This window comes from Pseudomonas sp. WC2 (genome assembly GCF_050586545.1).
GTDB lineage: Bacteria > Pseudomonadota > Gammaproteobacteria > Pseudomonadales > Pseudomonadaceae > Aquipseudomonas.
In genome coordinates, this window is record NZ_JBOBDR010000004.1 from 197238 (window position 1) to 222977 (window position 25740).

The 25740-nt window shown below is 61.1% G+C and carries 21 protein-coding genes; 6 read left to right on the forward strand and 15 right to left on the reverse strand.

The genetic code is table 11. The features are described 5' to 3' along the window. The first annotated feature begins 45 nt into the window (after positions 1-45). The 3 genes from metF (at position 46) to ACQ4OE_RS06535 (ending at position 4001) form a co-directional block, all read left to right on the forward strand. Positions 46-891: a methylenetetrahydrofolate reductase [NAD(P)H] gene (gene metF / locus ACQ4OE_RS06525; RefSeq protein WP_122594708.1), complete on the forward strand. Its 846-nt coding sequence runs from the start codon at positions 46-48 to the stop codon at positions 889-891. A 192-nt stretch (positions 892-1083) separates the two neighbouring features. Beyond that, positions 1084-1896, forward strand: a complete 813-nt coding sequence (locus ACQ4OE_RS06530; protein WP_430946149.1) for a substrate-binding periplasmic protein — start codon at positions 1084-1086, stop codon at positions 1894-1896. A 221-nt stretch (positions 1897-2117) separates the two neighbouring features. Continuing rightward, complete coding sequence (locus ACQ4OE_RS06535; RefSeq protein ID WP_430946150.1) at positions 2118-4001, forward strand: DEAD/DEAH box helicase; 1884 nt, start codon at positions 2118-2120, stop codon at positions 3999-4001. A gap of 257 nt (positions 4002-4258) precedes the next feature. Here the strand turns inward: ACQ4OE_RS06535 and ACQ4OE_RS06540 are convergent, their stop codons facing one another. From ACQ4OE_RS06540 to ACQ4OE_RS06550, 3 genes are all read right to left on the reverse strand, one after another. Next, entirely contained in the window at positions 4259-4834 is a 576-nt protein-coding gene (locus ACQ4OE_RS06540; protein WP_007913714.1) for a YceI family protein, read from the reverse strand. Positions 4835-4865: 31 nt separating this feature from the next. Next, complete coding sequence (locus ACQ4OE_RS06545; RefSeq protein WP_007913713.1) at positions 4866-5417, reverse strand: cytochrome b; 552 nt, start codon at positions 5415-5417, stop codon at positions 4866-4868. A 338-nt stretch (positions 5418-5755) separates the two neighbouring features. Next, entirely contained in the window at positions 5756-7516 is a 1761-nt protein-coding gene (locus ACQ4OE_RS06550) for a flavin monoamine oxidase family protein (protein WP_430946151.1), read from the reverse strand. 223 nt (positions 7517-7739) lie between these two features. Between ACQ4OE_RS06550 and ACQ4OE_RS06555 the strand changes: the two genes are divergently transcribed. Beyond that, a complete protein-coding gene (locus ACQ4OE_RS06555) occupies positions 7740-9146 on the forward strand; it encodes an adenosylmethionine--8-amino-7-oxononanoate transaminase (protein ID WP_430946152.1) in 1407 nt (468 codons plus the stop codon). Positions 9147-9278: 132 nt separating this feature from the next. After that, positions 9279-9998 carry a 16S rRNA (uracil(1498)-N(3))-methyltransferase gene (locus ACQ4OE_RS06560; RefSeq protein WP_007913710.1) on the forward strand — a complete coding sequence of 240 codons (720 nt, stop codon included), beginning with the start codon at positions 9279-9281 and terminating at the stop codon, positions 9996-9998. A 58-nt stretch (positions 9999-10056) separates the two neighbouring features. Here ACQ4OE_RS06560 and trhA read toward each other — a convergent pair whose 3' ends face one another. Continuing rightward, entirely contained in the window at positions 10057-10674 is a 618-nt protein-coding gene (gene trhA, locus ACQ4OE_RS06565; RefSeq protein ID WP_122594702.1) for a PAQR family membrane homeostasis protein TrhA, read from the reverse strand. A gap of 141 nt (positions 10675-10815) precedes the next feature. Between trhA and ACQ4OE_RS06570 the strand changes: the two genes are divergently transcribed. Beyond that, the gene (locus ACQ4OE_RS06570) at positions 10816-11736 is read left to right on the forward strand and encodes a LysR family transcriptional regulator (RefSeq protein WP_122594701.1); all 921 of its coding nucleotides are present in this window, start codon (positions 10816-10818) and stop codon (positions 11734-11736) included. A gap of 114 nt (positions 11737-11850) precedes the next feature. Here the strand turns inward: ACQ4OE_RS06570 and madM are convergent, their stop codons facing one another. The 11 genes from madM to ACQ4OE_RS06625 form a co-directional block, all read right to left on the reverse strand. Continuing rightward, positions 11851-12615: a malonate transporter subunit MadM gene (gene madM / locus ACQ4OE_RS06575; RefSeq protein ID WP_095049482.1), complete on the reverse strand. Its 765-nt coding sequence runs from the start codon at positions 12613-12615 to the stop codon at positions 11851-11853. A gap of 1 nt (position 12616) precedes the next feature. Next, complete coding sequence (gene madL / locus ACQ4OE_RS06580; RefSeq protein ID WP_430946153.1) at positions 12617-13033, reverse strand: malonate transporter subunit MadL; 417 nt, start codon at positions 13031-13033, stop codon at positions 12617-12619. 66 nt (positions 13034-13099) lie between these two features. Beyond that, a complete protein-coding gene (gene mdcH, locus ACQ4OE_RS06585) occupies positions 13100-14020 on the reverse strand; it encodes a malonate decarboxylase subunit epsilon (RefSeq protein WP_430946154.1) in 921 nt (306 codons plus the stop codon). Continuing rightward, positions 14017-14637, reverse strand: a complete 621-nt coding sequence (locus ACQ4OE_RS06590; RefSeq protein WP_430946155.1) for a malonate decarboxylase holo-ACP synthase — start codon at positions 14635-14637, stop codon at positions 14017-14019. The genes mdcH and ACQ4OE_RS06590 overlap by 4 nt, the downstream gene beginning before the upstream one ends. Beyond that, positions 14631-15416, reverse strand: a complete 786-nt coding sequence (gene mdcE, locus ACQ4OE_RS06595; protein ID WP_430946156.1) for a biotin-independent malonate decarboxylase subunit gamma — start codon at positions 15414-15416, stop codon at positions 14631-14633. Before mdcE ends, ACQ4OE_RS06590 begins: the two co-directional genes overlap by 7 nt. Further along, positions 15413-16264, reverse strand: a complete 852-nt coding sequence (locus tag ACQ4OE_RS06600) for a biotin-independent malonate decarboxylase subunit beta (protein ID WP_430946157.1) — start codon at positions 16262-16264, stop codon at positions 15413-15415. The genes mdcE and ACQ4OE_RS06600 overlap by 4 nt, the downstream gene beginning before the upstream one ends. Beyond that, on the reverse strand, positions 16257-16556 hold the full coding sequence (locus tag ACQ4OE_RS06605) for a malonate decarboxylase subunit delta (protein ID WP_007913697.1): 300 nt from the start codon (positions 16554-16556) through the stop codon (positions 16257-16259). Before ACQ4OE_RS06605 ends, ACQ4OE_RS06600 begins: the two co-directional genes overlap by 8 nt. Further along, a complete protein-coding gene (locus tag ACQ4OE_RS06610) occupies positions 16556-17428 on the reverse strand; it encodes a triphosphoribosyl-dephospho-CoA synthase (RefSeq protein WP_430946158.1) in 873 nt (290 codons plus the stop codon). Before ACQ4OE_RS06610 ends, ACQ4OE_RS06605 begins: the two co-directional genes overlap by 1 nt. Continuing rightward, on the reverse strand, positions 17428-19098 hold the full coding sequence (gene mdcA, locus ACQ4OE_RS06615) for a malonate decarboxylase subunit alpha (RefSeq protein WP_430946159.1): 1671 nt from the start codon (positions 19096-19098) through the stop codon (positions 17428-17430). Before mdcA ends, ACQ4OE_RS06610 begins: the two co-directional genes overlap by 1 nt. A gap of 274 nt (positions 19099-19372) precedes the next feature. Further along, positions 19373-19843 carry a chemotaxis protein CheW gene (locus ACQ4OE_RS06620; RefSeq protein WP_430946160.1) on the reverse strand — a complete coding sequence of 157 codons (471 nt, stop codon included), beginning with the start codon at positions 19841-19843 and terminating at the stop codon, positions 19373-19375. Continuing rightward, positions 19836-25739 carry an Hpt domain-containing protein gene (locus ACQ4OE_RS06625; RefSeq protein ID WP_430946161.1) on the reverse strand — a complete coding sequence of 1968 codons (5904 nt, stop codon included), beginning with the start codon at positions 25737-25739 and terminating at the stop codon, positions 19836-19838. The genes ACQ4OE_RS06620 and ACQ4OE_RS06625 overlap by 8 nt, the downstream gene beginning before the upstream one ends. Between the last annotated feature and the right edge of the window lies 1 nt (position 25740).

A 25740-nucleotide genomic window follows, 5' to 3' on the forward strand; every position in this document is an offset into this window, starting at 1 on the left:
TCTTGCAGCTTGTAGCTTGTAGCTTGTGGCTGGAGGTCCCCTCCGATGTCTCAAGACCGTCGCTACAGCTTCGAGTTCTTCCCGACCAAGACCGATGCTGGGCATGAAAAACTGCTCGCCACTGCCCGTCAGTTGGCCACTTACAACCCCGACTTCTTTTCCTGCACCTATGGCGCTGGTGGTTCGACCCGTGATCGTACCCTCAACACCGTTCTGCAACTGGAAAGCGAAGTCAAAGTACCGGCCGCACCGCACCTGTCGTGCGTCGGCGACAGCAAGGACGACCTGCGCGGCCTGCTGAACGAGTACAAGGCTGCCGGCATCAAGCGCATCGTCGCCCTGCGCGGTGACCTGCCGTCCGGCATGGGCATGACCAGCGGTGAGCTGCGTCACGCCAATGAACTGGTTGAATTCATTCGTGAAGAAACCGGCGATCATTTCCACATCGAAGTGGCTGCTTACCCGGAGATGCATCCGCAAGCACGCAACTACGAAGACGATCTGGCCAACTTCGTGCGCAAGGCCCGCGCCGGCGCCGACAGTGCAATCACCCAGTATTTCTTCAACGCCGACAGCTACTTCTACTTTGTCGACCGTTTGCAGGCGCAGGGTGTCGATCTACCGATCGTCCCGGGCATCATGCCGATCACCAACTACAGCAAACTCGCGCGTTTCTCCGATGCCTGCGGTGCGGAAATCCCGCGCTGGATCCGCAAGCAACTGGAAGCCTACGGCGATGACGCCCAAAGCATTCAGCGCTTTGGTGAAGAAGTCGTCAGCGAGATGTGCGAACGCCTGTTGCAGGGCGGCGCGCCGGGGCTGCACTTCTATTCCATGAACCAGGCTGAGCCGAGTCTGGCGATCTGGAATAACCTGAAGTTGCCGCGTTGAAGCAGCTACAAGCTTCAAGCTGAAAGCTACAAGCAAGATCAAAAGATCGCAGCCTTCGGCAGCTCCTACACTGGTATTAATCACCCGTGTAGGAGCTGCCGAAGGCTGCGATCTTTTGCTTTTAAATGCCCGAAACAGAGCTTGTTCAGGCACTTTCTGGCTCTTTCGCGTTTCTCGTCGTAATCTCAAGCCATGCCTTTGATCACACAGTTATTCGCCGTGCTGGTTTTTGCTTGCCTGAGCTTTGCCGCTCAAGGCGAGAAGCTGCGTATTGTCACCGAGCCATGGGCGCCATACGTGTATGAAGACGGCGGCAAGAACCTTGGCCTCGACTACGAAACCACCGCGATCGTCTTCAAACGCCTGGGCATTGAGGTCGATTGGCAGTTTTTGCCATGGAAGCGCTGCCTGTCGATGCTCGAAACCGGTCAGGCCGATGGTGCGCTGGATATCTTTCACAGCGCTGAGCGCGACGCCACCCTGCTCTACCCGAGCGAACCGCTGTCGGACGTAGAGTTCGTGATGTTCTACGCCAACGATCGACCGCACCCGTTTACCAGACTCGAAGAACTCAAAGGCCTGACCATCGGCACTTCGCCGGGCTATCTATACAGTCCGGACTTCCGCGAGTCGACGTTGTTCACCCGCGAACCGGCACCTACCCATGAAGCCAACTTCGGCAAACTGGTGCGCGGCCGGATTGATTTGCTGATCACCGATCGCCGTGTCGGTCAGCATTTGCTGGATGAGTTGAATATCCGCGATCAAATCAGCGAAAACCCCACGGTTATTAGCCGCCAGAGCCAGTTTTTAGCGGTTCGGCGCAATGCCGGGATGGATTTGCTGGTGCAGCGTTTCGGTGCCGAACTCAAGCGTTTCAAGCGCGAACCGGCGTATGCCGAGCTCAGCGCACGCTACGGCGCTGCTCCGGACAGTGGCCCCTCGATGGATTCGGCGACTGCCAACGGCAAAACCGTTGAGCAGCAGGAAAGCAGCGCGCAGTGATTGCTCTGTTATACTCCGGCGTTCCCGCCAGGCTCACGCCCGGACGCCCGGAACCGTAACAGGCCTCTCGACCCGCTACAGCGCAGCTTTCAGCCCGCGCGAGCGCTCCAGACGCGCCTTCGGAACCGCAGCAGGACCGGACGGGATTGCGTCCTCTTAAACGCCATTCGCGCCAGGCAAGACTCCCATTGGGCCAAGCCCTAACTAAAACAGGATTACTCATGTCCTTTGCTTCCCTCGGTCTCTCCGAGGCTTTAGTCCGCGCCATCGAAGATGCGGGCTATACCGAGCCTACTCCGGTGCAACAGCGGGCCATTCCCGCCGTGTTGCAAGGTCGCGACCTGATGGTGGCGGCTCAGACAGGTACCGGTAAAACCGGCGGTTTCGCCCTTCCAATTCTGGAGCGGTTGTTCCCCAACGGTCACCCGGACAAATCCCAGCGTCACGGCCCGCGCCAACCGCGCGTACTGGTCCTGACCCCGACCCGCGAACTCGCGGCCCAGGTACACGAGAGCTTCAAGATCTACGCCCGTGACCTGAAATTCGTCAGTGCCTGCATCTTCGGCGGCGTCGGCATGAACCCACAGGTTCAAGCCATGTCCCGCGGCGTTGACGTGCTCGTCGCTTGCCCGGGTCGTTTGCTCGACCTCTGCGGCCAGGGCAGCGTTGACCTGTCCCACGTGGAAATCCTCGTCCTCGACGAAGCCGACCGCATGCTCGACATGGGTTTCGTGCACGACGTGAAGAAAGTTCTCGCGCGCCTGCCGTCCAAGCGTCAGAACCTGCTGTTCTCGGCGACGTTCTCCAAGGACATCACCGACCTCGCCGGCAAGTTGCTGCACAACCCGGAACGCATCGAAGTGACGCCGCCGAACACCACGGTCGAGCGCATCGAACAACGCGTCTTCCGTCTGCCGGCCAGCCACAAACGTGCGCTGCTGGCTCACTTGATCACCGCCGGCGCGTGGGAACAGGTGCTGGTCTTTACCCGCACCAAGCACGGTGCCAACCGTCTGGCCGAATACCTGGACAAGCATGGCCTGCCGGCTGTGGCCATCCACGGTAACAAGAGCCAGAACGCGCGCACCAAAGCGCTGGCCGACTTCAAGGCCAACCAGGTACGCATCCTGGTCGCCACCGACATCGCCGCTCGCGGTCTGGACATCGATCAGTTGCCACACGTGGTCAACTTCGAACTGCCGAACGTCGATGAAGATTACGTCCACCGTATCGGCCGTACTGGCCGTGCCGGTCGTTCGGGCGAGGCGATTTCGCTGGTCGCGCCGGACGAAGAAAAACTGCTGAAAAGCATCGAACGCATGACCAAGCAGAAAATCGCCGACGGCGACCTGATGGGCTTCGATTCGAGCACCATCGAAGCCGAGAAGCCGGAAGTGCGTGAGCGTCCGGACGTGCGCAACCCGCGCAATCCACGTGGCCCACGCGGCGACGGCCCGAATGGCGGCGGCGGTGGCGGCGGTCGTAAAGACAAAGGCAAGGACAAGGGCAAAGAGAAGCCGGCCGGTGAACGTGGCGAGCGCCCTGCCCGTCAGCAAAAACCGCGCGAAGGCACTCCGAGCCGTGAACAGCGTCCGAGCCAGCCGCCGCGTGCTGCAGCCGATCGCGCACCGGACGAATTCCTCGACGACGATATCGATAACTTCGGTAACCGCGTTGACTACGTGCCAAAGCCAGCCCCAGCCGGCGGCCGTGGTCGTCGTCCAGGCGCACCGGCTCAAGGTGCTGGCGCAGGTTCGGGCGCACCACGCGGCGGTCAGTCGCAAGGTCGTCAGAACGGCCCGCGCAACAGCAACGGTTCGAGCACCGGCACCCCACCGGGCAAACGCAGCGGCCCGCGTAACGGCGCACCGCGTGATGGTCAGCCGGCTCGTCGCGACGACGCTTCGTCCTCGCGCAACCGCCGTCCAGCCCGCGACGATCAGCCACGCAGCGAACCTGCCGTGCAGAACCCGCGCAGCAGCAATGGCCCGAAGATCATGCACAAGGAATCGAAAGCCGACCGCTTCCCGACGCCTGAGCAGCTCGATCAACTGCCAAGCCGCCCGCGTGGCGAAAAACCAGCGCTGCTGACCCGCAATCGCTGATTTGACGCTGCAATGAAAAATGCCCCGACTCGCAAGAGCCGGGGCATTTTTTATGGCGCCACAAATCCCCCTGAATCACCGCACATCCCCTGTAGGAGCCAGCCTGCTCGCGAAAGCGGTCATTCAGCCAACATCATTGCTGACTGACCCGCCGCCTTCGCGAGCAGGCTCGCTCCCACAGGGGATGTGTGTGTGACGAGCAATAAAAAACGCCCCCGGCCTTGCGACCGGGGGCGTTTTTGTGTGGCGGGGGAAAGTTATTTAACTTTCACGCCTTCCAGCGAGATGTCCAGATCCGCAGTTTGCGAGGTAGGACCTGGGCCCTTGATCCCGAAATCGTTCAGGTTGAGGGTGGTCTTGGCGTTGAAGCCAGCGCGCTCGCCGCCCCATGGATCCTTGCCTTCGCCGTTGAAAGTGGCCTTGAAGGTCACAGGCTTGGTCACGCCGTGCAGGGTCAGGTCGCCGGTCACGTCAGCAGTTTTTTCGCCGGTCGATTTAACGGCGGTGGAGACGAACTTGGCATCAGCAAACTTGCCAACGTCGAGGAAGTCTTTGCTGGCGATGTGCTTGTCACGCTCAGCGTGGTTCGACCACAGGCTGGCGGTTTTCACATCAACCGAGATCTTGCTGGCTTCAGGCTTGGCCGAATCCCACGAGAACGTACCGTCGAAATCCTTGAAAGTACCGTGGATGAAGCTGTAGCCCAGGTGGCTGATTTTCCAGTCAACGAAGGCGTGCTGACCTTCCTTGTCGATTTTGTAGTCCGCTGCCATGGCCTGAGCCGAGAGCAGTGCAGAACCGATTGCCAGAGCGGCCAGAGTCTTTTTCAACATGCTTTCTTTTCCTTTGAGTCGAGGTTGAATTTCAGGCTTTGCGACCGAGCATTCGTGTCAGGGTCGCATCACGATCGATAAAGTGGTGCTTCAATGCTGCCAACGCATGGAGACCGGAAAAAATTACCAGTGCCCACGCGAGCCACAGATGAATCACCCCAGCGGTATCTGCCTGATCCGGTAGCCCGGAAACCAGTGCAGGAACTTCGAACAGGCCAAACACCGGGATCCCGACACCGTCTGCGGTGGAAATCAGGTAACCGGCAAGCATCACAGCGAACAACGCCAGATACAGAAACCCGTGGCCGAACTTGGCGCCGATACGGGTCATCCGACTGTAGCTTTGCAGCGTCGGCGGCGGTGGGCTGATAAAGCGCCACAACACTCGCAACACCATCACAGCCAGCAGCACCAGACCGATGCTCTTGTGCAGATCCGGCGCTTCTTTGCGCCAACTGCTGTAGTAATCCAGCCCAACCATCCACAGGCCCAGCGCGAACAGCCCGAAGACCACCAGCGCCACGCCCCAGTGCATGAAGATGCTGACCCAACCATAGCGCGAAGAAGAGTTACGTAGCTGCATTGCCCAAATCCTGTGAGAACTGCGAACCAAGACTAGCGAGTTATCTATCGAATTAAAGCGGAAAATTTCGCTTTGAAATATCGAGAAATACGATCAAGAGTCTGTAAGTGGCGTGTTAAGGAAAGATTAAAGGGAAAAGTGTGGCGGGATGTTGTTTCTAAGCAATGGATTTTTGTTGGCAGAGCTGGCCCTATCGCGAGCAGGCTCACTCCTACAGTTGGCCGTATTCCAACTGCAGAAATGCGATCCCTTGTAGGAGTGAGCCTGCTCGCGATAGCGGTCTTACAGGCAAAAAAAAGCGCGGCATAAAAGCCGCGCTTCTTCATTCACCGCAAGGATTACTGCGCCTTGGTCTCGGTCGTTGCTGCCGGCTTGGCCGCTGGCTTCTTCGCCGGCTCAGCCTTCTTCGCTGCCGGTTTCGCCGCGGGCTTTTTCGCCTCAGTTTTAGCCGCAGGCTTCTTCGCCGCAGGCTTGGCCGCGGCTTTCTTCGCCGGTTCAGCTTTCACCGGGGTAGCAGGTTTCGGCGCTTCCACCGGAGCTGGCGCAGGTGCCGGGGTTGGCGCAGGCGCTGGAGCTGGAGTCGGCTCTGGTGCTTTTACTGGCTCAGGCTTCTTCTCGTCATCCGAACCGCCGAACAGATTAGTGAAGAAGTTGCCCTTCTTCGCCGCCACGGCACCCGCCGCGCCTGCCGCTGCTGCAGCCGGCACCACTTTCGCCGGTTCAAACGATTTGCCCGCCGCCAGGTCTTCAACCTGACTGGCCGCACGCTGGCCGGTGCGCAGTGCGCCTTCCAGGGTGCCCGGGTACAAGGTGTCGGTGTGTTCGCCGGCGAAGGTCACGCGTTGCAGCGGACGTTCCCACAGGCGCCAGAACTTGCTGATCTGGCCCGGGCCGTAAGCCAGGTACGCGCCGCCCATCGACGGGTCGGTGCTGTAGCGACGGATTTCATAACCGGTGAACGAGCCACGAGCCTGTGGATAAAACGCGTGCAGACGAATCAGCACCTGATCGACCATCTGCTTGTCGCCAAACGCCTGCATCACGCGAGCATTGTCGCCAGACAGGTTGATCACCACGTTGGCGCCGCCCTTCAGCGCAGGTTCGATCCACAACATGCCGAGACCGGTGTTGCTGTAGATCTCGCCGGACATCCGCGCCTTGCTTTCCCACACGGGCGTCTTGAACTTCAGCATGATCTGGTCGCGCCAGCCGTAGTTGGTGCCTTTGATCGCAGCCATGTGCTGGGCATCCAGCGCTGGCGTCAACGCAATCTTGTTCAGTGCACGCAGCGGCACGGCCAGCACCACGTAGTCAGCCTGATAGCCAACGCTGCCGACCTTGACGGTCACGCCGTCCTTGTCCTGATTGATCGCCGACACCGGCGAGTTGGTCTTGATGGTTTTGATCTGTTTGACGAACGCTTGCGCCAGCACCTGGCTGCCGCCGACCAGACGCGAAGCGCGCAGGTCACGGTCGGAGATGCCGCGATACACGCGGTTCTGCTGAGCGAAGTACAGCAGCGACAGACGCGACGGCTCGTCGTAGTGAGTGCGGATGTCCTGGTTGATCAGCTGACGCGCGGTGGCCGGCAGATTCTGCTTATCGAGCCAGCTCGATACGGTGATCTGATCCAGTGTGTGCAGGGTGTTGGTCGCCGCCGGGTTCTGCGGATCGTCGATCGAACGCGCCAGATCGTCGAGGGTTTTCTGGTAGCGCTTCAAGGCATCGGCGGTGGCCGGTTGCTTGGTCGCCAGATCGGCGGCGGAGAAATACTCACCGTCGATCAGGTAGCCCGGGGTACGCACGAACTCAGGTGCCGGCGTGGTGCCCAGCTTGAACGTCGAGACGTACTTGTTCAGCACTGGCTGGGTCTTGTCATTGCCGATCCACTCGCTGGTGGCCATGCCGGAGCGACCGCCCAGGCTCGGCTTGGCTTCCAGCAGCGTGACCTGCCAGCCTTTGTTTTGCAGTTCGTAGGCAGCAGTCAGGCCCGACAGGCCGCCGCCGATCACGATTGCAGTTTTACCCTTGGCCAGCGCTGTAACGCTGAACAGCCCCAACATCACTAGCGCACAGGCGCGCAGCCAACCGACAGACATTCAGCGAACTCCGGAAATACACGTAGGAAAAAGCAGTTTTGCGGGTCAGACGACCCAAAGAACCGCGAAGAATACGTTAGCCATCAAAACGCCGCCAGCGACGTCTATCGGCTCATACAAAGTAGCTCAATCGACACAATGGGTTGTCCCCACGCGATGCATTGCATAGGCTTGCGCGATTGTTTGCCCGCGCCTGACGCGAGCCGCCTCGAGGAGACTGTAAATGGGCCTGAATAATCAGTGGATGCAACGCGACCTCGCGGTGTTGTGGCATCCCTGCACCCAGATGAAAGACCACGAACAGCTGCCGCTGATCCCGATCAAGCGCGGCGAAGGCGTCTGGCTCGAAGACTTCGAAGGCAAGCGCTACCTCGACGCGGTCAGCTCGTGGTGGGTCAACGTGTTCGGCCACGCCAACCCGCGCATCAACCAGCGCATCAAGGATCAGGTCGATCAACTGGAGCACGTAATTCTGGCCGGCTTCAGTCACCAACCGGTGATCGAGCTGTCCGAGCGTCTGGTAAAGATGACGCCCGAAGGCCTCAATCGGGTGTTCTACGCCGATAACGGTTCGTCCTGCATTGAAGTCGCGCTGAAAATGAGCTTTCACTACTGGCTCAATCGCGGTCAACCGAACAAGAAGCGCTTTGTCACCCTGACCAACAGCTACCACGGTGAAACCATGGCGGCGATGGCGGTCGGCGACGTGCCGCTGTTCACTGAGACATACAAAGCGCTATTGATGGATACCATCAAAGTGCCGAGCCCGGATTGCTACGGGCGCCCCGAAGGCATGAGCTGGGAAGAGCACTCGCGCAACATGTTCGTCGCCATGGAACAGACACTGGCAGAGAATCATGACAGCGTCGCGGCAGTGATCGTCGAGCCGTTGATTCAGGGCGCCGGCGGCATGCGCATGTATCACCCGGTGTATCTGACCTTGCTGCGCGAGGCCTGCGATCGCTACGGCGTGCACCTGATTCTCGACGAAATTGCCGTTGGTTTCGGCCGCACCGGGACGATGTTTGCCTGTGAACAGGCCGGCATTCGCCCGGACTTCCTCTGCCTGTCGAAAGCCCTGACCGGCGGCTATCTGCCGCTGGCGGCGTGCCTGACCACCGACGAGGTCTATAGCGCGTTCTACGACGACTATCCAACCTTGCGCGCCTTCCTCCATTCGCACAGCTACACCGGCAACCCGCTGGCCTGCGCCGCGGCACTGGCGACGCTGGATATCTTCGAGCACGACAACGTGATCGAGAACAACAAGGCGCTGGCACAACGCATGGCCTCGGCGACGGCGCATCTGGTCGATCACCCGAACGTCTCCGAAGTGCGTCAGACCGGCATGGTGCTGGCCATCGAGATGGTCAAGGATAAGGCCACGAAAGAGGCCTACCCTTGGCAGGAACGACGCGGCTTGAAAGTGTTCCAGCATGCGCTGGAGCGTGGCGCGTTGCTGCGGCCGCTGGGTAGCGTGGTGTATTTCCTGCCGCCGTACGTGATCACCCCGGAGCAGATCGACTTCCTCGCCGAAGTCGCCAGCGAAGGCATCGACATTGCCACGCGTGACAGCGTTAGCGTGGCCGTGCCAAAAGACTTCCACCCCGGCTTCCGCGATCCGGGCTAACCGTAACTTCTCGTTCCCACGCTCCGCGTGGGCATGCAGCCCGGGACGCTCCGCGTCCCAAAGCGGACGCAGAGCGTCCATTGAGGCATTCCCACGCAGAGCGTGGGAACGATCTAATCTGAGAGACCCGAAATGAGACTGTCCCGCTTCTTTATCGACGCCCCCCTGAGCACCGGCGAACACGAATTGCCGGAGGCCCAGGCGCATTACATCAGCCGCGTGCTGCGCATGGCCGAGGGCGATGCGGTGCAGTTGTTCGACGGTTCCGGCCATGAGTTTCGCGGCGCCCTGCTGGAAGTCGGCAAGAAGCGCGTGACCGTGCAGATCGACGAGCAATTCGCCGGTCAGGTCGAATCGCCGCTGCACATCCACCTCGGCCAGGGCTTGTCCCGAGGCGAGCGCATGGATTGGGCGATTCAGAAAGCCACCGAGCTGGGCGTGAATGAAATTACGCCGATCTTCAGTGATCGCTGTGAAGTCCGCCTCAAGGACGAACGCGCCGACAAACGCCTGCTGCACTGGCGTCAGGTAGCGATCAGTGCGTGTGAACAGTGCGGTCGTTCGCGGGTGCCGGTGATTCATCCACCTGTGTTGTTGGCGGACTGGATCAAGCAGACTGAAGCCGAGTTGAAGCTGGTGCTGCACCCGGTGGCCGAGCCGTTGGTGAGCCATGCCAAACCGGCGACGCTGGCGTTCTTGATCGGGCCTGAAGGTGGGCTGACTGACGCCGAAGTCGAGCAAGCCAAAGGCAACGGTTTCCACGCCGCCCGCCTCGGCCCGCGGGTGTTACGCACCGAGACGGCGCCGGTGGTTGCGCTGGCGGTGGCTCAGCAACTTTGGGGTGATTTCTAAACCTTTTTGCCGGACTGATCGTTCCCACGCAGAGCGTGGGAACGATCAGTCAGCCGGGCTACAGGACATAAAACAGAATCGCGACAAAGTGCAGCAAACTCCCGGCAATCACGAACAAATGCCAGATCCCATGCGCATGCCGCAACCGGTGATCCAGGGCAAAAAAGATAATCCCCACCGTGTACAAAACCCCGCCCGACGCCAGCCAGGCAAACCCGGTCGTACCCAGCGCCGCAATCAACGGCTTCACTGCCACCAACACAATCCAGCCCATCACCGCGTAAATCACGATCGACAGAATCCGCGCCTCCGATCGCGGTTTGATCTCTTGCAGGATGCCGATCAGCGCCAGCCCCCAGACAATCCCGAACAGCGTCCAGCCCCACGGACCGCGCAGGGTCACCAGGCAGAACGGCGTGTAACTGCCGGCGATCAACAAGTAGATCGAAAAGTGATCGACCTTCTTCATGATTGCTTTCTTGCGCCCGCGCACGCTGTGGTACACGGTTGAAGCGCTGTACAGCACTATCAGGGTAAACGCGTAAATCGCCACACTGACAATCTTCCACGGGCTGCCGTCCAGGCAGGCGATCACCAGCATCCACACGCCGCCAACAAAAGCCGCCACTGCCCCGACCAAATGGGTCCAGGCGTTCAATCGTTCTCCGTGATACATGTATTGCTCACCTCACATTCGTTACCGCAGCGCGCAAGGCTCGGGCCTTGAGCGTAAAAGCGCAATGTTTCTGTTCAACACGGACCAGCGCACGTCGTGGTAATTGGGCACAATCGGCCGATACCAAAAAGAGTCCGCGCCATGCTGATCGACGAAGAATTGACCCTGAAAAAACTCGAGGTGTTCCTCGCTTTCATGCGCACCGGCAACCTCGCCCGCGCCGCGGCCGAGTTGCAGACCAGCAACGTCAGCGTGCACCGCGCCATTCATTCGCTGGAAAGCGCCCTGCGTTGCCCGCTGTTCAAACACGAAGGCCGCAACCTGACGCCGCTGGAAAGCGCTTATGTGCTCGAAGAACGCGCGCAGAAGCTGATCAGCGACGTCGTCGAAAGCGTACGCCTGACCCGCGAGGCGGCCGGGTTCTCCGCCGAACGCTTCAAACTCGGTTCGCTGTATTCACTGACAGTGAAAACCGTACCGCAACTGATCATGGGCCTGAAGATTCGCCGCAGCGAACTCAACATCGACCTGATCCTCGGCTCGAACATCGACCTGCTCTACAAGCTGAAGAACATGGAAGTCGACGCGATCCTGGTGTCGCTGGACGACAGCATCAACGACCCGGATTGCGAACAGATCCCCCTGTTCTCCGATGACATTTTCCTCGCCACGCCGGCGGATTCAAAGTTTGCCCAGCGCAGTGAAGTGGATCTGGCCGAAGTGCGCGATGAAACCTTCATCACCTTGACCCAAGGCTTCGCGACGCATCAGGACGGCAACCGGGTGTTCAAGCAGGCGGGGTTCGAGCCGAAGGTGGCGATGCAGGTGAATGACATCTTCACGCTGTTGAGCATGGTCAGCTCGGGGGTGGGTTATGCGTTGCTGCCGGGAAGGATTGCGGCGGTGTATGAGAACCGGGTGAAGCTGATTCCATTGCAGGAGAAGTACCGGTTGCAGCAGCACATTGGCGTAGTGTTTTTGAAAGCCAAGGAGAGGGATCCGAACTTGCTGGCGTTGCTGGCGGAGTGTCGGATGTATGCCAATCGGCAGATCACCCCATGATCGTTCCCATGCTCCGCGTGGGAATGCCTCAATGGACGCTCCGCGTCCGCTTTGGGACGCAGAGCGTCCCGGGCTGCATTCCCACGCAGAGCGTGGGAACGATCAGTTAGAGGCTCAGCCCACAATCCCGCGAACAATGAAGAACAACAGCGATGGCCCAAGCAAACACCCCAGCCCGGTATGGAAAGTAGCGGTCAACGCCCCATAAGGCACCAACCGCCGATCCGTCGCCGCCAATCCAGCTGTAACGCCGCTGACAGTCCCGGCCAAACCACCAAACACCATCGCCGAACGCGGGTTATCCAACCCCATCCAGCGCGCCGCGACCGGCGTGCCGACCATCACCAGAATCGCCTTGATCAACCCGGTGGCAATCGACAGCGCCATCACATCCGAAGTCGCGCCAATCGCCGCGCCAGTCACCGGCCCGACGATGTAAGTCACCGCGCCCGCGCCAATCGTGGTCATGCTCACCGCATCGCGGTAACCGAACGCCCAGGCCATGCACGCGCCGACAATGAACGGCAGGATAGTGCCCAGCAGCAAGGCGATCACACCAATCAACCCGGCCTTCTTCGCCTCGGTCGCCTGCACTTCAAATGCCGTGGCCACAATCGCAAAATCACGCAGCATCGCCCCGCCCATCAGGCCGATGCCGGAGAACAACGTCAGATCCGCCAGACCTTTCTGCCCGCCGGTCATGGTGCCGCCGACCCACGCCAATACCAGACCGATGACAATGGCAATCGCCGAGCCGTGAATGCGTCCGAACGTCAGGCGTTTGGACAGAATCACCGACACCCACATGATCACGCCGACGAAGGCAAATGCAGTGACCAGCCCGTTGTGTTCCAGACCTTTCTCGATGAGATCCCACATATCAGCGGCCTCCTACTGGCGTGCCGACCGGGGAGATTTCCGCCGGCTCGTCAGGCAATGGCTCGCCCTTATGAGTGCGGCTGATCAGCGCAATCGTAAAACCACAGACCACCACCGAACCAATCGCCGCCAGCACTGCGACCGTGCCGCCGTGCAGCGCGGTAACGACGTTCTGTTGCGCCGCCATCGCCACCACCACCGGGATGTACATGGCGCCCCAGAAGCCGACGCCCATCTCGCAATCCTTGGTCATGCCGCCGCGCTTCTGCATCCACAACCGCGCGCAGATCAACAGGATCATGGCGATGCCGACCCCGCCGACATTGGATTTGACGCCCAACAACACGCCGAGCATGTCACCCATGATCACCCCTGCCAGCGTACAGATCGCGAGCAGCGCCACACCGTAAATAATCATTGTTGTAGTCCTCAAAGTGCATCGTCGAATGTTGTTTTTGTTGTTCGAAGCTTGAGTCGCGGCGGTTTAGAGTTGGCGGCTACCCTCCTCACGCAACAGCGCTTGCAGGGTGTCGAGACGCGCACTGTCGAAGGCAGTCACGGTGCCTTGCTCGAACACCCGGCGCGCCAGCCCGGTCAGTACGGCGCCGGGCGGCAATTCGATCTGTAAACGCACGCCGCGCTCGTAGGCGCTTTGCACGGTGCCGCGCCAATCCACGACGCGACACATGTTGAAGGCGAGGTCGTCGCGCAGCGCTTCTACTTTGGTCACAGGGCGTGCGCGACTGCCGCTCAGGTAAGCGATTTTCGGGGTTTTCAGCTCAACCTTGGCGAAGGCTTCGGCGAGGGTTTGCGCCGGTTCGTCCAGCAGTGGGCAGTGCGACGGTACGCTCACCGCCAGACGTTTTGCCAGACCGGCGCCGCGACTGCGCGCCAGTTCGGCGACGGCTTGCATCGCCTTGTCGGAGCCAGCGATCACCACCTGGTTGTCGGCGTTGATGTTGGCCAGATACACCGGCGAATCTTCGCTGTGTACCTGCGCCAGCAACGTTTCGACTGTGGATAATTGCAGGCCGATGATCGCGGTCATGCCGTAGCCCTGTGGATAAGCTTGCTGCATCAGTTCACCGCGCAGGCTGACCAGATGTAACGCATCGCTGAAGCTCAACGCCCCGGCGACCACCGCTGCCGGGTAAGCACCGATGGACAGGCCCGCGACGTAATCCGCCGTGAGTCCGTCCTGCAACAATTGCCGTGAAGCTGCGACGCCAGCGATCAGCAGGCAGAGTTGAACCGCCCTTGTGGTGCGCAATGCTTGAGCAGAATCGAGCAGCAAAACAGCTTCACCAAGCACATCGCTGGCCTCGACCAAGGTCTCGCGGGGCAAGCGCTGAAGCATTCCCGCCTGCTGCGCGCCCTGGCCGGGAAACACCAGCAGACTGCTCACGCTGCCTGCTCCTGCGGGTTCCATGGATCAATCACCAGGCAAGCTTGATGAGCATTTTTCAGCATCACTCGCGTCGAAGCGCTGGCCCATTCACGCAGCGCCACGGCACCGAACGGTGTCTGCAATTGCATATCGACCCGGCACACGGCTTGATCGAAAATCGCGAGGAATTTGCGTGCCTGATTGCGGGTGATCAGTTGCGGTGTACGCACAATCAAATCGAGGTCGCTGGCCGCGTGCATCGCGGTGAAACCACTGGCCAATTCAAATCCGACACTGCCGCTGACACCCCAGACCCAACCGCAATCGTCGAGCATTGGCCGCAGTTGTTTGAGCGCCTGCATGACCGGCAGATCGCGCTCGCTGTCGACGTGACACAGCGCCTCCGGGCTGACCCGACAGGCAATCGAATCGACCGCCATAACCGCTGCCAAGCGCTGCTCACGCAATACACCGCGCACGCCGACCGCGACGTAACCTTCCTCGCTCAACGCCCGCCGCACTACCACCGGTTGTCCGGCGGCCAGTGACTCGACCGCCCACAGCGGCGCATCCGCCGGCAACTGCGCCGGGGTCATGCCCCAGAGCAGGTCGTGGGCCAGAGGCGTGTTCACCACTGCGCCCTCAACAGTTCGCGAACCTTGCTGGAGGCCGCACGATTTTTCGCGCCGAGACGATTGCTCAGATCAGTGCTGGCGACATCACCGATGGCTTGCTTCAGGCACTCGTTAACTCTCGAAAGATCCTCCGACGTCGGCTGTTCAATCTGCTCAACCGACAGGGTTTCCCAAAGCAATCCGAGGCTCGCGTAACTGTCGATGTCATAAGCCATCGGCGGCACACTGGCGGCCAGCGCCTCCAGTTCCTCAACACTGCGCAACGTCACCCGCGCCGCCGACGCCTTGCCCATTGCATGCACCATCACGCCGGGATCGCGCAGCGCGATCAAACGATTGGCCTGATAACCATGCGCCAGAAAAGCCCCGGACATAGCCTTGCCCACCAGCAATGCAATCACCGGATGCCCAGCCAAACGCGCGCGGGCATAACTGTCCGCCGCACCGGCCAGCGCCTGATGGATGCCGAGGGCTTCTTCGCGACGACCATAAGCCTGGCTCGGCACATCGACGATGGCGATGATCGGGCGCTTCTGCGCCTTGTCACGATCAGCGCTGATCGCATCATCCACAGCCTTGGCCAGACCCCAGCCCTCAAGCAACCCGACTTCGCCCTTGCGAGCACGCGGAAAACGATTGTCCGGATCAGCGACCACAGCGATGAAGCGCCCCAGCTCACCGTCAGCAACCTTCAACGAGTGCGGCAGCCCTTCAACGCTTGTAGCGCCCGCGCTCAAGGCTTTGAACCAGTTCAAACCGCGCAGTGAATAACCGCTCATGAGCGCTCTCCTTGATACAGATCGCGAACCACCGACGGTTCGATTTGCGGGTCAGTGTTCAGACTGCCGAGGCGCTGCAGAAACCATTCGGCGCGCTGGCTGCGCGGCTGCGCCGGCAAACCCTGCTGCAGTAATTCACCGACCTGCTGACGAATCTGCGCCACGTCATCGGCGACATAACGATCCACCAGACCACTGGCGAAACGCTGCTCGCCACCGGTCAGGCTCCAGATGAAGGGGCGGTCGCGAGAGTCATATTCTTCGATCCCCGCTTCCTGTTCGATGACCTGCGGGCCGTTCAAACCTAGGCGCGCTTCCTGAGTCACCAGCAAATAACTGCACAGCGCGGCAGCAATCGACATGCCGCCGAAACATCCAACGCTGCCCGCCACCACACCGACCACCGGTTGGTACTGCTGCAAATCGACAATCGCCGCATGAATATCAGCAATCGCCGCCAGCCCGAGATTGGCTTCCTGCAAACGCACACCACCGGTTTCCAGCAGCAACACCGCGCGGGTCGGAATGCCTTTGCGGTTGTCTTCAGCCGCCAGTTCCAGCGCGCCGGCAATCTTCGCCCCGCCGACTTCACCGAGGCTGCCGCCCTGAAACGCACCTTCAATCGCAGCGATGACCACCGGCAAACCGTCGAGGCTGCCCTTGGCAATCACCACGCCGTCATCGGCCTGCGGCACCACGCCCTGACGTTCCAGCCACGGCGACATCACCCGTTGAAACGGGTCGAGCAATTCGCGAAAGCTGCCGGCATCGAGCAAGGCTTTCGCCCGTTGCCGCGCGCCAAGTTCGACGAAGCTGTGTTTGTTGAGCAACGCGGCGCTGTCAGTCATGGCCGATCTCCTCGAAACCTTGTTCCAGACGCAAACGCACCACCCCCGGCGTCGCGCCGAAATCGTGGATATCGATGGCCATCGCCGGCGGCGTGGTGCCGTCGAACATCCGCGCAAACAGGTGCTGCCAGCGCAGCTGCGCGCCGTTGACCGAGGTCTGCACATTGATCGTCAGCTTGCCGGCCAGACCTGGTTCGATCAGCACTTCCAGATCACCCGAGCCAACACAACCGACCAGCGCACGACCGCGTGGCGGCTGCCCGGCGGGGAATTCAAACGATAGGGTTTCCATCAAAACGCTCCCTGAAGGATGCCGTTGTGCTCGATACGATCGAGCAGCAGCGTGGCGGCGAGCAAGTCGGCGGCGCCACCGGGCGAGGCATTCAATGCGATGAGTTGTTGATCCAGTTCGTGCAGCCGGCGGCGACCGCTGAGGCTGGCGCTGCCGCCAGCGTCGAGCACCGCTTGTGCGCCTGACTGCATGGCGTGCAGGCCCTCTTCACCGGCGCGGTAGAGCACGCAGGTGTCGGCCAGATTGGTCATGATTGCGAGCAAGGCGTCGAGCCGGGCGTTCTGCTCGCCGTGGCCATTGGCGCGGCTGCGCTTGAGTTGTGGCAGGCCGCGTTGCAACACCGATGGGAAGCCGAGTTGCGCTTCTTCACGAGCACCGCGTGCGCCGTAACGCAGGGCGACTTGGGCACCGTGGCTCAAAGGTTTTGGTGCGTAGCGGTCATCCAGCAAGGCTAGGCGTGCGGCGCGCAGAGTGACGGCATTGACGCTGGAGGATTGCGTCTCCAGTGCAGCGGCGGTCACCAACAGACCCAAGGCCCAGATCGCTCCGCGATGTGTGTTCACACCGTTGGTGGTGGCGAGCATGGCTTGCTCGCCTTCACGGCCGATGCGGCCAATCGCTTCGCGCAACGTTGAATCGACTTCGCCGATCTCGACCGCCGTCTCAGCCATTTCCTTGAACGCCGGCCACAACGACAACGCCGACGCGTGCATCAGGCCCAGGTGCAGATCGGTGTGGGCGCCACTGCCGCGACGGTCGACCAGCGCCGGTTTCGGCGACAGATCGGCTTCGTCGATCAAGGCGTCCACCGCCAGATCAGCCAATCGATCAGCCAGGGACAGCGGTTTCGCTTGCAGGTTAAATGCGTGCATTACCAGCTCCTGAATTTCGCGGGCGGGTTGTACAGGCCGCCGGACCACTCGACCAGATCGGCCACGCTCTTCGCCGCGAGCAGTTCGCGAGTGGCGTCGGTGCGGCGGATGCCGAGGTCTTCGGGCAAGGCGATCAGGCCTTCACGGCGCATGCGTTCGGTGTCTTTCGGGTTGTGGCGCAGGCCGATGGCGGTGACGCCGGCGACCGCTGCGATCATCGCTTGGCGTTCTTCCAGCGAGCGCGCCTTGTACAGGTAGGCGATGCCTTCTTCGGTGAGCAGGTGGGTGACGTCGTCACCGTAGATCATGATCGGCGCCAGCGGCATGCCGCTTTTCTTCGCCACTTCGACCGCGTCGAGGGTTTCGACGAAGGTCGGTTTGCCGCCCTCCTGGAACGTCTCGACCATTTGCACCACGAGTTTTTTGCCGCGTTCGAGCATCGGTTGCTGCGAGTCGTCATGACGCATATCGAGCCACGCCGGGGTGCCGTGACGCCGACCGCGCGGGTCGTGGCCCATGTTTGGCGCACCGCCGAAACCGGCGAGGCGGCCTCGGGTCACGGTCGAGGAATGGCCATCGCCATCGACCTGCAACGTCGCGCCGATAAACAGATCCACCGCGTATTGCCCGGCGAGTTGGCAGAACATTCGGTTGGAACGCAGTGAACCGTCGCGGCCGGTGAAGAACACGTCCGGGCGCGCGGCGATGTAGTTTTCCATGCCCAGTTCGGTGCCGAAGCAATGCACGCTTTCCACCCAACCACTCTCGATCGCCGGGATCAATGTTGGGTGCGGGTTGAGCGTCCAGTTGCGGCAGATCTTGCCTTTGAGGCCGAGGGATTCGCCGTAGGTCGGCAGGATCAGCTCGATGGCGGCGGTGTTGAAACCGATGCCGTGGTTGAGCGACTGCACGTTGTGTTTTTCGTAGATGCCGCGAATCGCCATCATCGCCATCAGCACGTGCACAGGTTTGATGTGGCGTGGGTCGCGGGTGAACAGCGGTTCGATGTAGAACGGCTTGTCGGCGACCACGACGAAATCGACCCACGACGCGGGAATGTCCACGCGCGGTAGCTCGCTGACGTCGTCGACCAATTGGTTGACCTGGACGATGACAATGCCGTCGCTGAACGCGGCCGGTTCGATCAGTGCCGGGGTGTCTTCGGTGCTCGGGCCGGTGTAGATATTGCCGGCGCGGTCGGCCATGAACCCGGCCGAGAGCACGACGTTGGGGATCAGATCCACCACCAGCCGGGCGTAGAGTTCGATGTAAGTGTGGATCGCACCGATTTCCAGCATGCCGTCTTCCAGCAGCTGGCTGATGCGCAGGCTCTGGGTGCCGGCGAAGGAGAAATCCAGCTTGCGGGCGATGCCGCGTTCGAACAGGTCGAGGTGCTCGGAGCGACCGACGCTGGGCATGATCATGTGCAGATCGTGGAGTTTTTCCGGGTCGGCTTTGGCCAGCGAGCGCGAAAGGAAATCCGCCTGCTTCTGGTTGTTGCCCTCCAGCACCACGCGGTCGCCGGGATGGATCAGCGCTTCGAGCGCGGCGACGATCTTGTCGGTGGGCAACACCACACCGTCGGCCAGCCCGCGCACCTTGTCGAGGCGGCGCTGCTTCTCATCGCGCCGCCGCGTCCAGCGCGAGTCGGGGGAAATTGTTGTTGTCATGCTCACTCCACGGGGTTAGCTGTCGTGGAGTTAAGGTAGGCGTGTGGGATGGGGGCATCAATCAAGCGCGGTGGTGAATCATTACGCTGAGCGTAATGGTCACTGCTCGCGAAGAGGCCAGCCGAAGCAGCGCAAATTCTGGATCAGCCCGCCGATGATCGTTCCCACGCTCTGCGTGGGAATGCCTCAACGGACGCTCTGCGTTCGGCTTTTTGGGACGCGGAGCGTCCCGGGCTGCATTCCCACGCGGAGCGTGGGAACGATCAACCCAGGATCAGTGAACGAGCCCCGCATCCACCAACAACTTCTCCAACCCCAACAAGTCCGGCACCTTCGCTACCTGCTCCCCCACCTGCACCGCCGCCTGCTCCAGCGAGCACAACGGCACATCGACATAGCTCAACTGACTGTCGAGCTTGTACGACCGCGGAATCCCCTGCACCAGCAGCGCAATGAACTTCAACTCCGGCAATCCACCCAGCGCATTAAGAATCACGATCCGCGCGCGCTCGCCAATGACAATTTTCTGCCCGCACGCCGACTCGAAACTCAGGAGCGGAATCTGCCGCTCACGCCACTTCACGCGCCCCAGATACCACGGTGGCGTATCCAGATCGAAGGCGCTGGCCTGGTAATCAATCAATTCAGCAACAGCGACGTTAGGCAGGATCAAATTGCGATCCGCCAACGGCAGCAACAACCCGGTCAGTTGGCTGGTGCGCTGATTATGCCGGCGCTCATGCATGTTTCTTGCTCCACTGGGCAATGCTTTCAAGCAGCACCGACTCTTGATACGGCTTGCCGAGGTAGTCGTTGACGCCAATCGCCATCGCGCGATCGCGGTGTTTCTGCCCGGTGCGCGAGGTGATCATGATGATCGGCAGGTGTTGCAGGCGCTCGTCATTGCGCACCTGGGTGGCGACTTCGAAGCCGTCCATGCGCGGCATTTCGATGTCGAGCAGCATCAGGTCGGGCATGTGCTCTTCGAGGAGCAGCATGGCGTCGACACCGTCCTTGGCGGTCAGCACGTTCATGCCGTGGCGTTCGAGCAAACGGCTGGTGACCTTGCGCACGGTGACCGAGTCATCCACCACCATCACCAGCAGCGGCTTGTGCGGTTCGCTGTCGATCTCCGGCAGCGCCGGTGTCTGCGCAACCCGCGATTGCATCGCCCGAATCGGCGCGAGCAAATCGAGAATCAGCACCACCCGGCCATCGCCGAGAATCGTCGCCCCGGACACGCCCTGCACTGCCGCGAATTGCGCGCCCAGGCTCTTGACCACGATCTCCCGCGTACCGGCCATGGTGTCGACCTGCACCGCGATGCGCCGGTCGTTGTAATGCACCAGTAGCACCGGCAATGGCAGATTCTGGCCGAGCAGTTTCGGTCGTGGCGCGGTTTTCAGCAGTTCGCCGAGGTAGCACAGTTCATAGGTCTGGCCGCCGTACTGGTAACGCGGCGGATCAACGCGGAAGTGAGCTTCCAGATCATTCGGCAACACGCGAACAATGCCTTCGATGGTGTTCAGCGGAATCGCGTATTGATCCTCACCACACTGCACCATCAACGCGCGATTGACCGATACGGTGAACGGCAGCCGAATGCGGAAATGCACGCCCTGTCCCGGTACCGAATCGATACTCATGCTGCCGCCGAGCTGCCGCACCTCTTCGTGTACCACGTCCATGCCGACGCCGCGCCCGGAAATCTGGGTAATCTTTTCCGCTGTGGAAAACCCCGGCTGAAGGATGAACTGCAACACGTCGCGGTCGCTGATCTCGGCTTCCGGCGCGAGCATGCCGCGCTTGATTGCCTTCTTGCGCACCGCTTCCAATGGCACCCCGGCGCCGTCATCGCGAATGTCGAAAACGATGTCGCCGCCCTCGCGGGACAGGTCGAGCCTGATCTGCCCTTGCGCCGGCTTACCCGCTGCCAGCCGCACCTCGGCGGACTCCAGACCATGGTCGACGGCATTGCGCAGCATGTGTTCCAGCGGCGCGGCCATGCGCTCGAGCACGTTGCGATCCATCTCGCCTTCAGCGTTGCCGACGACGAAGGCAACGTCCTTGTCCAGCTCTTCAGCGACCTGACGGACGATGCGTTTCAAGCGCGGCAACATGCGCTCGAACGGCACCATGCGCGTACGCATCAGGCCTTCCTGCAATTCGGTGTTGATGCGCCCCTGTTGCTGCAACAGGTTCTCGGCGTCGTGGTTGCGGCGGTCGAGGGTTTCCTTGAGATCGAGCAAGTCCGATGCCGATTCGAACAGCGCCCGCGACAGTTGCTGCAACTGCGAATGGCGATCCATTTCCAGCGGGTCGAATTCTTCGTAGCCGAGGCGTTCGGCATCGACTTGCTGACGGCTGAGAATCCGCCCCTGGGTTTCGGTGTCGAGGCGGCGCAACTGATCGCGCATGCGTTCGATGGTGGTTTCCATCTCGTTCAGGGCAATCTGCGCGTCGTTGACCTGCTGTTCGATACGGCCACGGAATATCGAGGTTTCCCCGGCCAGATTGACCAGTTCATCGAGCAATTCGGCGGAGACCTTGACCATGTCCGCGCCAATATCCGGTGCCGCCGCTTCAGTCTTGACCGCAACAGGCAGCACTGGCGGCGTTTCTACCGTCAGCGGATGGCTGAAATTCTGAATCGCATTGATCAGCCGATCGGCCGGTGGACACGGCTGGCCCGCGCGCACGCCATCAAGCATTTGCGCCAAGCGATCATGCCCGCGCTGCACCAGCGCAAAAAGCTCCGCCGATGGCTGCAACGCGCCGCTGGAAAGACTTTCGTAAAGGTATTCCAGCTCATGGGCGAGGTCGCCGATCGGGCCGATCTCGACCATCCGCGCGCCACCCTTCAGGGTGTGCAGATCGCGCAGCAGGGTTTCCACTTCCTGACGATTGCCCGGCTCGGCCTGCCAGCGCAGCAGCGCGGCACCGGAGTTTTCGATGATGTCGAAACCTTCTTCGAGGAAGATTTCCAGCAGTTCCGGGTCGTGACCGGCGCTGTCGTGATCGGTTGTTGCCGGCGATGCTTCCGCAACGTTCTGACCTTGGCGGACCTGACGGATGACTTCGATCAGATCCTCTGCCGGGGTCAGTGGCTGATGGTTTTGCAACTGATCAAGCAACAGCGCCAAGCGGTCATGGCTCTTGAGCAGCAAACGCCCCAGGCTTTCGCTGTAGTGATAACGACGATCGACCAGACCTTCGTAAAGGCTTTCCAGCTCCTGGGCCAGATCGCCGATGGCCTCGACTTCGGCCATCCGCGCGCCGCCCTTGAGCGTATGCAAATCCCGTTGCAACGAGGACAGCGGCGCAACGTTGTCAGGGTCGCTGAGCCAGCGCTGCAAGGCTTGGCCTGAGCTATCGAGAATGTCCACGGCCTCTTCAAGGAAGATCTCGACAATCTCGTCATCGGGCTCAAGCGCCGTTGCCTTTTGCTGCAACTCAGCGGTGGCGCTGCCCAGTTCTCGGATGCTCAAGGTACGGCTGCCGTCGCTGCGAATCAGGCCCATGGAAGAAGGATCGAGGCTCTGATCGAGCAGATCATGCAGGGCCCGAATACGTTCTGGCTGCGGCGTGACTTCCTGACCCGCCGCCAGTTCGTCGAGCATGTTGATCAGCGCTTCGTGAGCGTTTTGCGCTTCCTGGAAAAACCGTTCGCTGACCGCCAGGCTGCTTTCTTCGACCGCGCCATAGAGGTCGAGCAAGGCTTCACACAGCACGTCGACCGGCAGCAGATCGGCCATGTGCGCGCCTTCGCCGAGGGTGGTCAGTTCATCCAGCAAGGCGCTGAGTTCCTGACGCTCGCCGGGATGTTGCTGCCATCGCTGCAAGAGGTTTTCGGCATCGAGGAGGATGTCCATGCCCTGAGCGAGGAAGTTGTTGATCAGTTGCGGATCACGCTTGATACGCAAGCCGGTATTCGGTGCATTGAGGATGGTTTCCAGGCGTTCCGCGAGCAGCGTGTCGGTGCGTTTGATCAGCGACTGCGCCCCGACAATCGGCGCCAGCGGATCATGCTTGAGCTGGCGCAAGCCGATACGGAACAGGCCCTCGGCTTCGAGCAGTAATTCCACTTCGTCGAGGTCCAGCGGCAACTGATGCGCTTTGAATTCGCGGGCGAGTTGATCGAGCGACGCGGCCAGCTCGGCAATCGGCAATACGCCCGCCATCGAGGCGCTGCCCTTGAGCGTGTGCAGGGCGCGCTGCAATTCATCGCTGGCCTGTAGCGGCACATGCTCGGCGGCTTGATCGAGAAAACGGTTGAGGCTGGCGAGGTGGGTTTCGGCTTCTTTGCGGAAGATCTCCAGCAACAGCGGATCGAGCGCCGCGACATCGTCGACGTCTTCGGCGGCCAACGGCTCGTCACCTTTGGCCAAAGCGTGGGCACGGGCAGCGAGTTGATCGACATCGCTGCGCTGCCGTTGGCTGTTGGTGGCGAATTCGCTGATCAACTCGGGCAGCAACAGCACGGTGTCGGTCAGCACTTGCTGCGCCACCGAGCCCGGTTCGACACTTTGTTCGAGCACACGGTTGAGCAGGTTTTCCACCGACCACGCCAGCTCGCCGAGGATCAGCGCACGGACCATTCGCCCGCTGCCCTTCAAGGTGTGAAAGGCGCGACGCAGCTCGGTCAGCGCATCGCGGTCCTGCGAATTGGCGATCCAGCGCGGCAAGTATTCGTGGAGGACTTCGAGGACTTCATCGGTCTCTTCGAGGAACACTTCGCGCAGTTCATCGTCGACCGGTTCTTCATCAGCCGGCGGCGGCATCAGGCTGCCGGGCGTGCTCAATGCCGGCGGGTTGAGCGCTGAAACCGGGCTGGCCAGAACGTCGGCCAGCGATTGGACAATCTCGGGATCGTCGAGCGCCTGCATGTCCTGCATCACCAGCGCTTCGCTGGGGCTGAGCACGTCTTCGAGCACTGGCACATGCTGGGCACCGGGCTGCTCGTCGGGGAAGAAACCGAGGCTAGCGAGGGACTTCTGCGCGACATCCAGCAGTTGCTCGCCCGGTGCCTGCGGGTCATCGCTCAAGCGTTCCAGGTAATACTCGAGGCTGCTGATGACATCGGCCAGATGATCGAGTTGTTCCCAACCCGGCTCGTGCGGATCGAGCAGCAGATGCTCGCGGATAAAACCGTTGCAGGCTTCGACCAGACTCGCCGCACGGCTGAGTGGAATCATCGCCAGCGCACCGCGCACTTGAGTCAGCAGCGCCGGCAGCGGTTGCAGGTGCTGGCGATCCCAATCGGCGTCGATGTAGTCGACGATCATGTCCTTGGCCTGTTGCAGGCAGATGCGCGCTTCCTTGATGACGATCTGATGGATCTGCGTCAGGTCGGTGGTCGGCAGGCGCGAATCTTCCGGACTTTCCGGCTCGACGGTGCCGACCATGCCGGCCAGCGTCGCTTCGACGTAGAGCAGCGCGCCGGCGACGTCCATCAGGATTGCGTCATTCGGTTCGCGCTGGCCCTGAGCGAGGCTGAGCACCACCGCCAATTGATCGATGATCACTTTGCGCGGTTGGCCGAAACCGAGCACGGCGAGGGTGTCGGCGATCTGCCGCAACGGCGCCAGCAAACTCTCAAGATCCGAGGTGTGCTGGCGGTCGCTGCGCACGAACAGATCGAGGCGTTCCTTGACCCGCACCAGTTCCTCACACAGCGCTGCCAGCACCGAGCGCATCGCATCGCGGTCGGGGCCGGCCAGGCGCGCGCGTTCTTCGTCGACCATCGCGCTGTCGGGCAACGCGTCGTCCAGCGAGTAGCGATCTTTCATGGTCAGCATCTGCCCGGTGGGATGTTCGGCTTTGGCAATATAGAACAACAGGCTTTTCAGCAGCTCCGCCGGCGCCGGCTGATTGAGTCCGGCCATGCCCTGATCGAGCAGGCGCTTGAGTTCTCTATCGGCGTCCTTGAACAGGCTGCGCAGCGCCGGGCTGTTGGCGATCACGCCTTCGCGCATGCCTTCGACCAGCGCCGAAGCGACCTGCCAAAGTGGGCTCAGGGGTGAATCGCCGCTCAGCGCTTCGAGGCGAGTAAAGACTTTCGCCAGATAGTCGAGATGCGTCTGGTCATCCTGTTCACGGAGCAAACCGACCAAAGCCATTTGCAGCATCTGGCGTAATTTACGCAGCACGTTCGGCAACTCTGCTGGCTCTAGCAGTGCCAGCGCATCAGCGCTCAAGGGCGGCAGTTCGGGCAGTTGCGGGCTGAACAGGCTGGTTTCCGAGAGCAGGCTTTCGCCACGGGCGCTGCGCAGATCGTTGATCAGCGGCAGCACCACCAACGGCAGATCTCGGCGGGCGCGCTGTACGCGGTCGAGGTAGATCGGCAATTGCCCGAGGGCTTGCAGCAACAGGTGCAGCGCTTCGTCGCGATGGCTGACGCGTTCGTGTTGCAGGGCTTCGACCAGATGCTCCATCTCTTCGGCGAGCAATGCAGCGCCGTAGAACTCGACCATCTGCAAACTGCCGTGGACCTGATGGATGTAATCCAGGCACTCGTCCAGCCCCGGAAAGGCCTGCGGATCATCAAGCACGGCTTCAATCGCCTGATGCGCCAGCCTCAGCGTTTCGGCAATTTCGCCCTTGACCCATTCGAGGGCCACATAGTCGTGCCGATCACCCATA

Coding starts and splice junctions, on each gene's coding strand:
- ACQ4OE_RS06555 (WP_430946152.1), top strand. CDS start 7,740: ATGGGCCTGAATAATCAGTGGATGCAACGCGACCTCGCGGTGTTGTGG.
- ACQ4OE_RS06600 (WP_430946157.1), bottom strand. CDS start 16,264: ATGACTGACAGCGCCGCGTTGCTCAACAAACACAGCTTCGTCGAACTT.
- ACQ4OE_RS06560 (WP_007913710.1), top strand. CDS start 9,279: ATGAGACTGTCCCGCTTCTTTATCGACGCCCCCCTGAGCACCGGCGAA.
- ACQ4OE_RS06605 (WP_007913697.1), bottom strand. CDS start 16,556: ATGGAAACCCTATCGTTTGAATTCCCCGCCGGGCAGCCGCCACGCGGT.
- madL (WP_430946153.1), bottom strand. CDS start 13,033: ATGATTATTTACGGTGTGGCGCTGCTCGCGATCTGTACGCTGGCAGGG.
- ACQ4OE_RS06610 (WP_430946158.1), bottom strand. CDS start 17,428: ATGCACGCATTTAACCTGCAAGCGAAACCGCTGTCCCTGGCTGATCGA.
- ACQ4OE_RS06535 (WP_430946150.1), top strand. CDS start 2,118: ATGTCCTTTGCTTCCCTCGGTCTCTCCGAGGCTTTAGTCCGCGCCATC.
- ACQ4OE_RS06530 (WP_430946149.1), top strand. CDS start 1,084: ATGCCTTTGATCACACAGTTATTCGCCGTGCTGGTTTTTGCTTGCCTG.
- mdcE (WP_430946156.1), bottom strand. CDS start 15,416: ATGAGCGGTTATTCACTGCGCGGTTTGAACTGGTTCAAAGCCTTGAGC.
- ACQ4OE_RS06625 (WP_430946161.1), bottom strand. CDS start 25,739: ATGGGTGATCGGCACGACTATGTGGCCCTCGAATGGGTCAAGGGCGAA.
- metF (WP_122594708.1), top strand. CDS start 46: ATGTCTCAAGACCGTCGCTACAGCTTCGAGTTCTTCCCGACCAAGACC.
- ACQ4OE_RS06550 (WP_430946151.1), bottom strand. CDS start 7,516: ATGTCTGTCGGTTGGCTGCGCGCCTGTGCGCTAGTGATGTTGGGGCTG.
- ACQ4OE_RS06545 (WP_007913713.1), bottom strand. CDS start 5,417: ATGCAGCTACGTAACTCTTCTTCGCGCTATGGTTGGGTCAGCATCTTC.
- trhA (WP_122594702.1), bottom strand. CDS start 10,674: ATGTATCACGGAGAACGATTGAACGCCTGGACCCATTTGGTCGGGGCA.
- ACQ4OE_RS06570 (WP_122594701.1), top strand. CDS start 10,816: ATGCTGATCGACGAAGAATTGACCCTGAAAAAACTCGAGGTGTTCCTC.
- mdcA (WP_430946159.1), bottom strand. CDS start 19,098: ATGACAACAACAATTTCCCCCGACTCGCGCTGGACGCGGCGGCGCGAT.
- ACQ4OE_RS06620 (WP_430946160.1), bottom strand. CDS start 19,843: ATGCATGAGCGCCGGCATAATCAGCGCACCAGCCAACTGACCGGGTTG.
- ACQ4OE_RS06540 (WP_007913714.1), bottom strand. CDS start 4,834: ATGTTGAAAAAGACTCTGGCCGCTCTGGCAATCGGTTCTGCACTGCTC.
- madM (WP_095049482.1), bottom strand. CDS start 12,615: ATGTGGGATCTCATCGAGAAAGGTCTGGAACACAACGGGCTGGTCACT.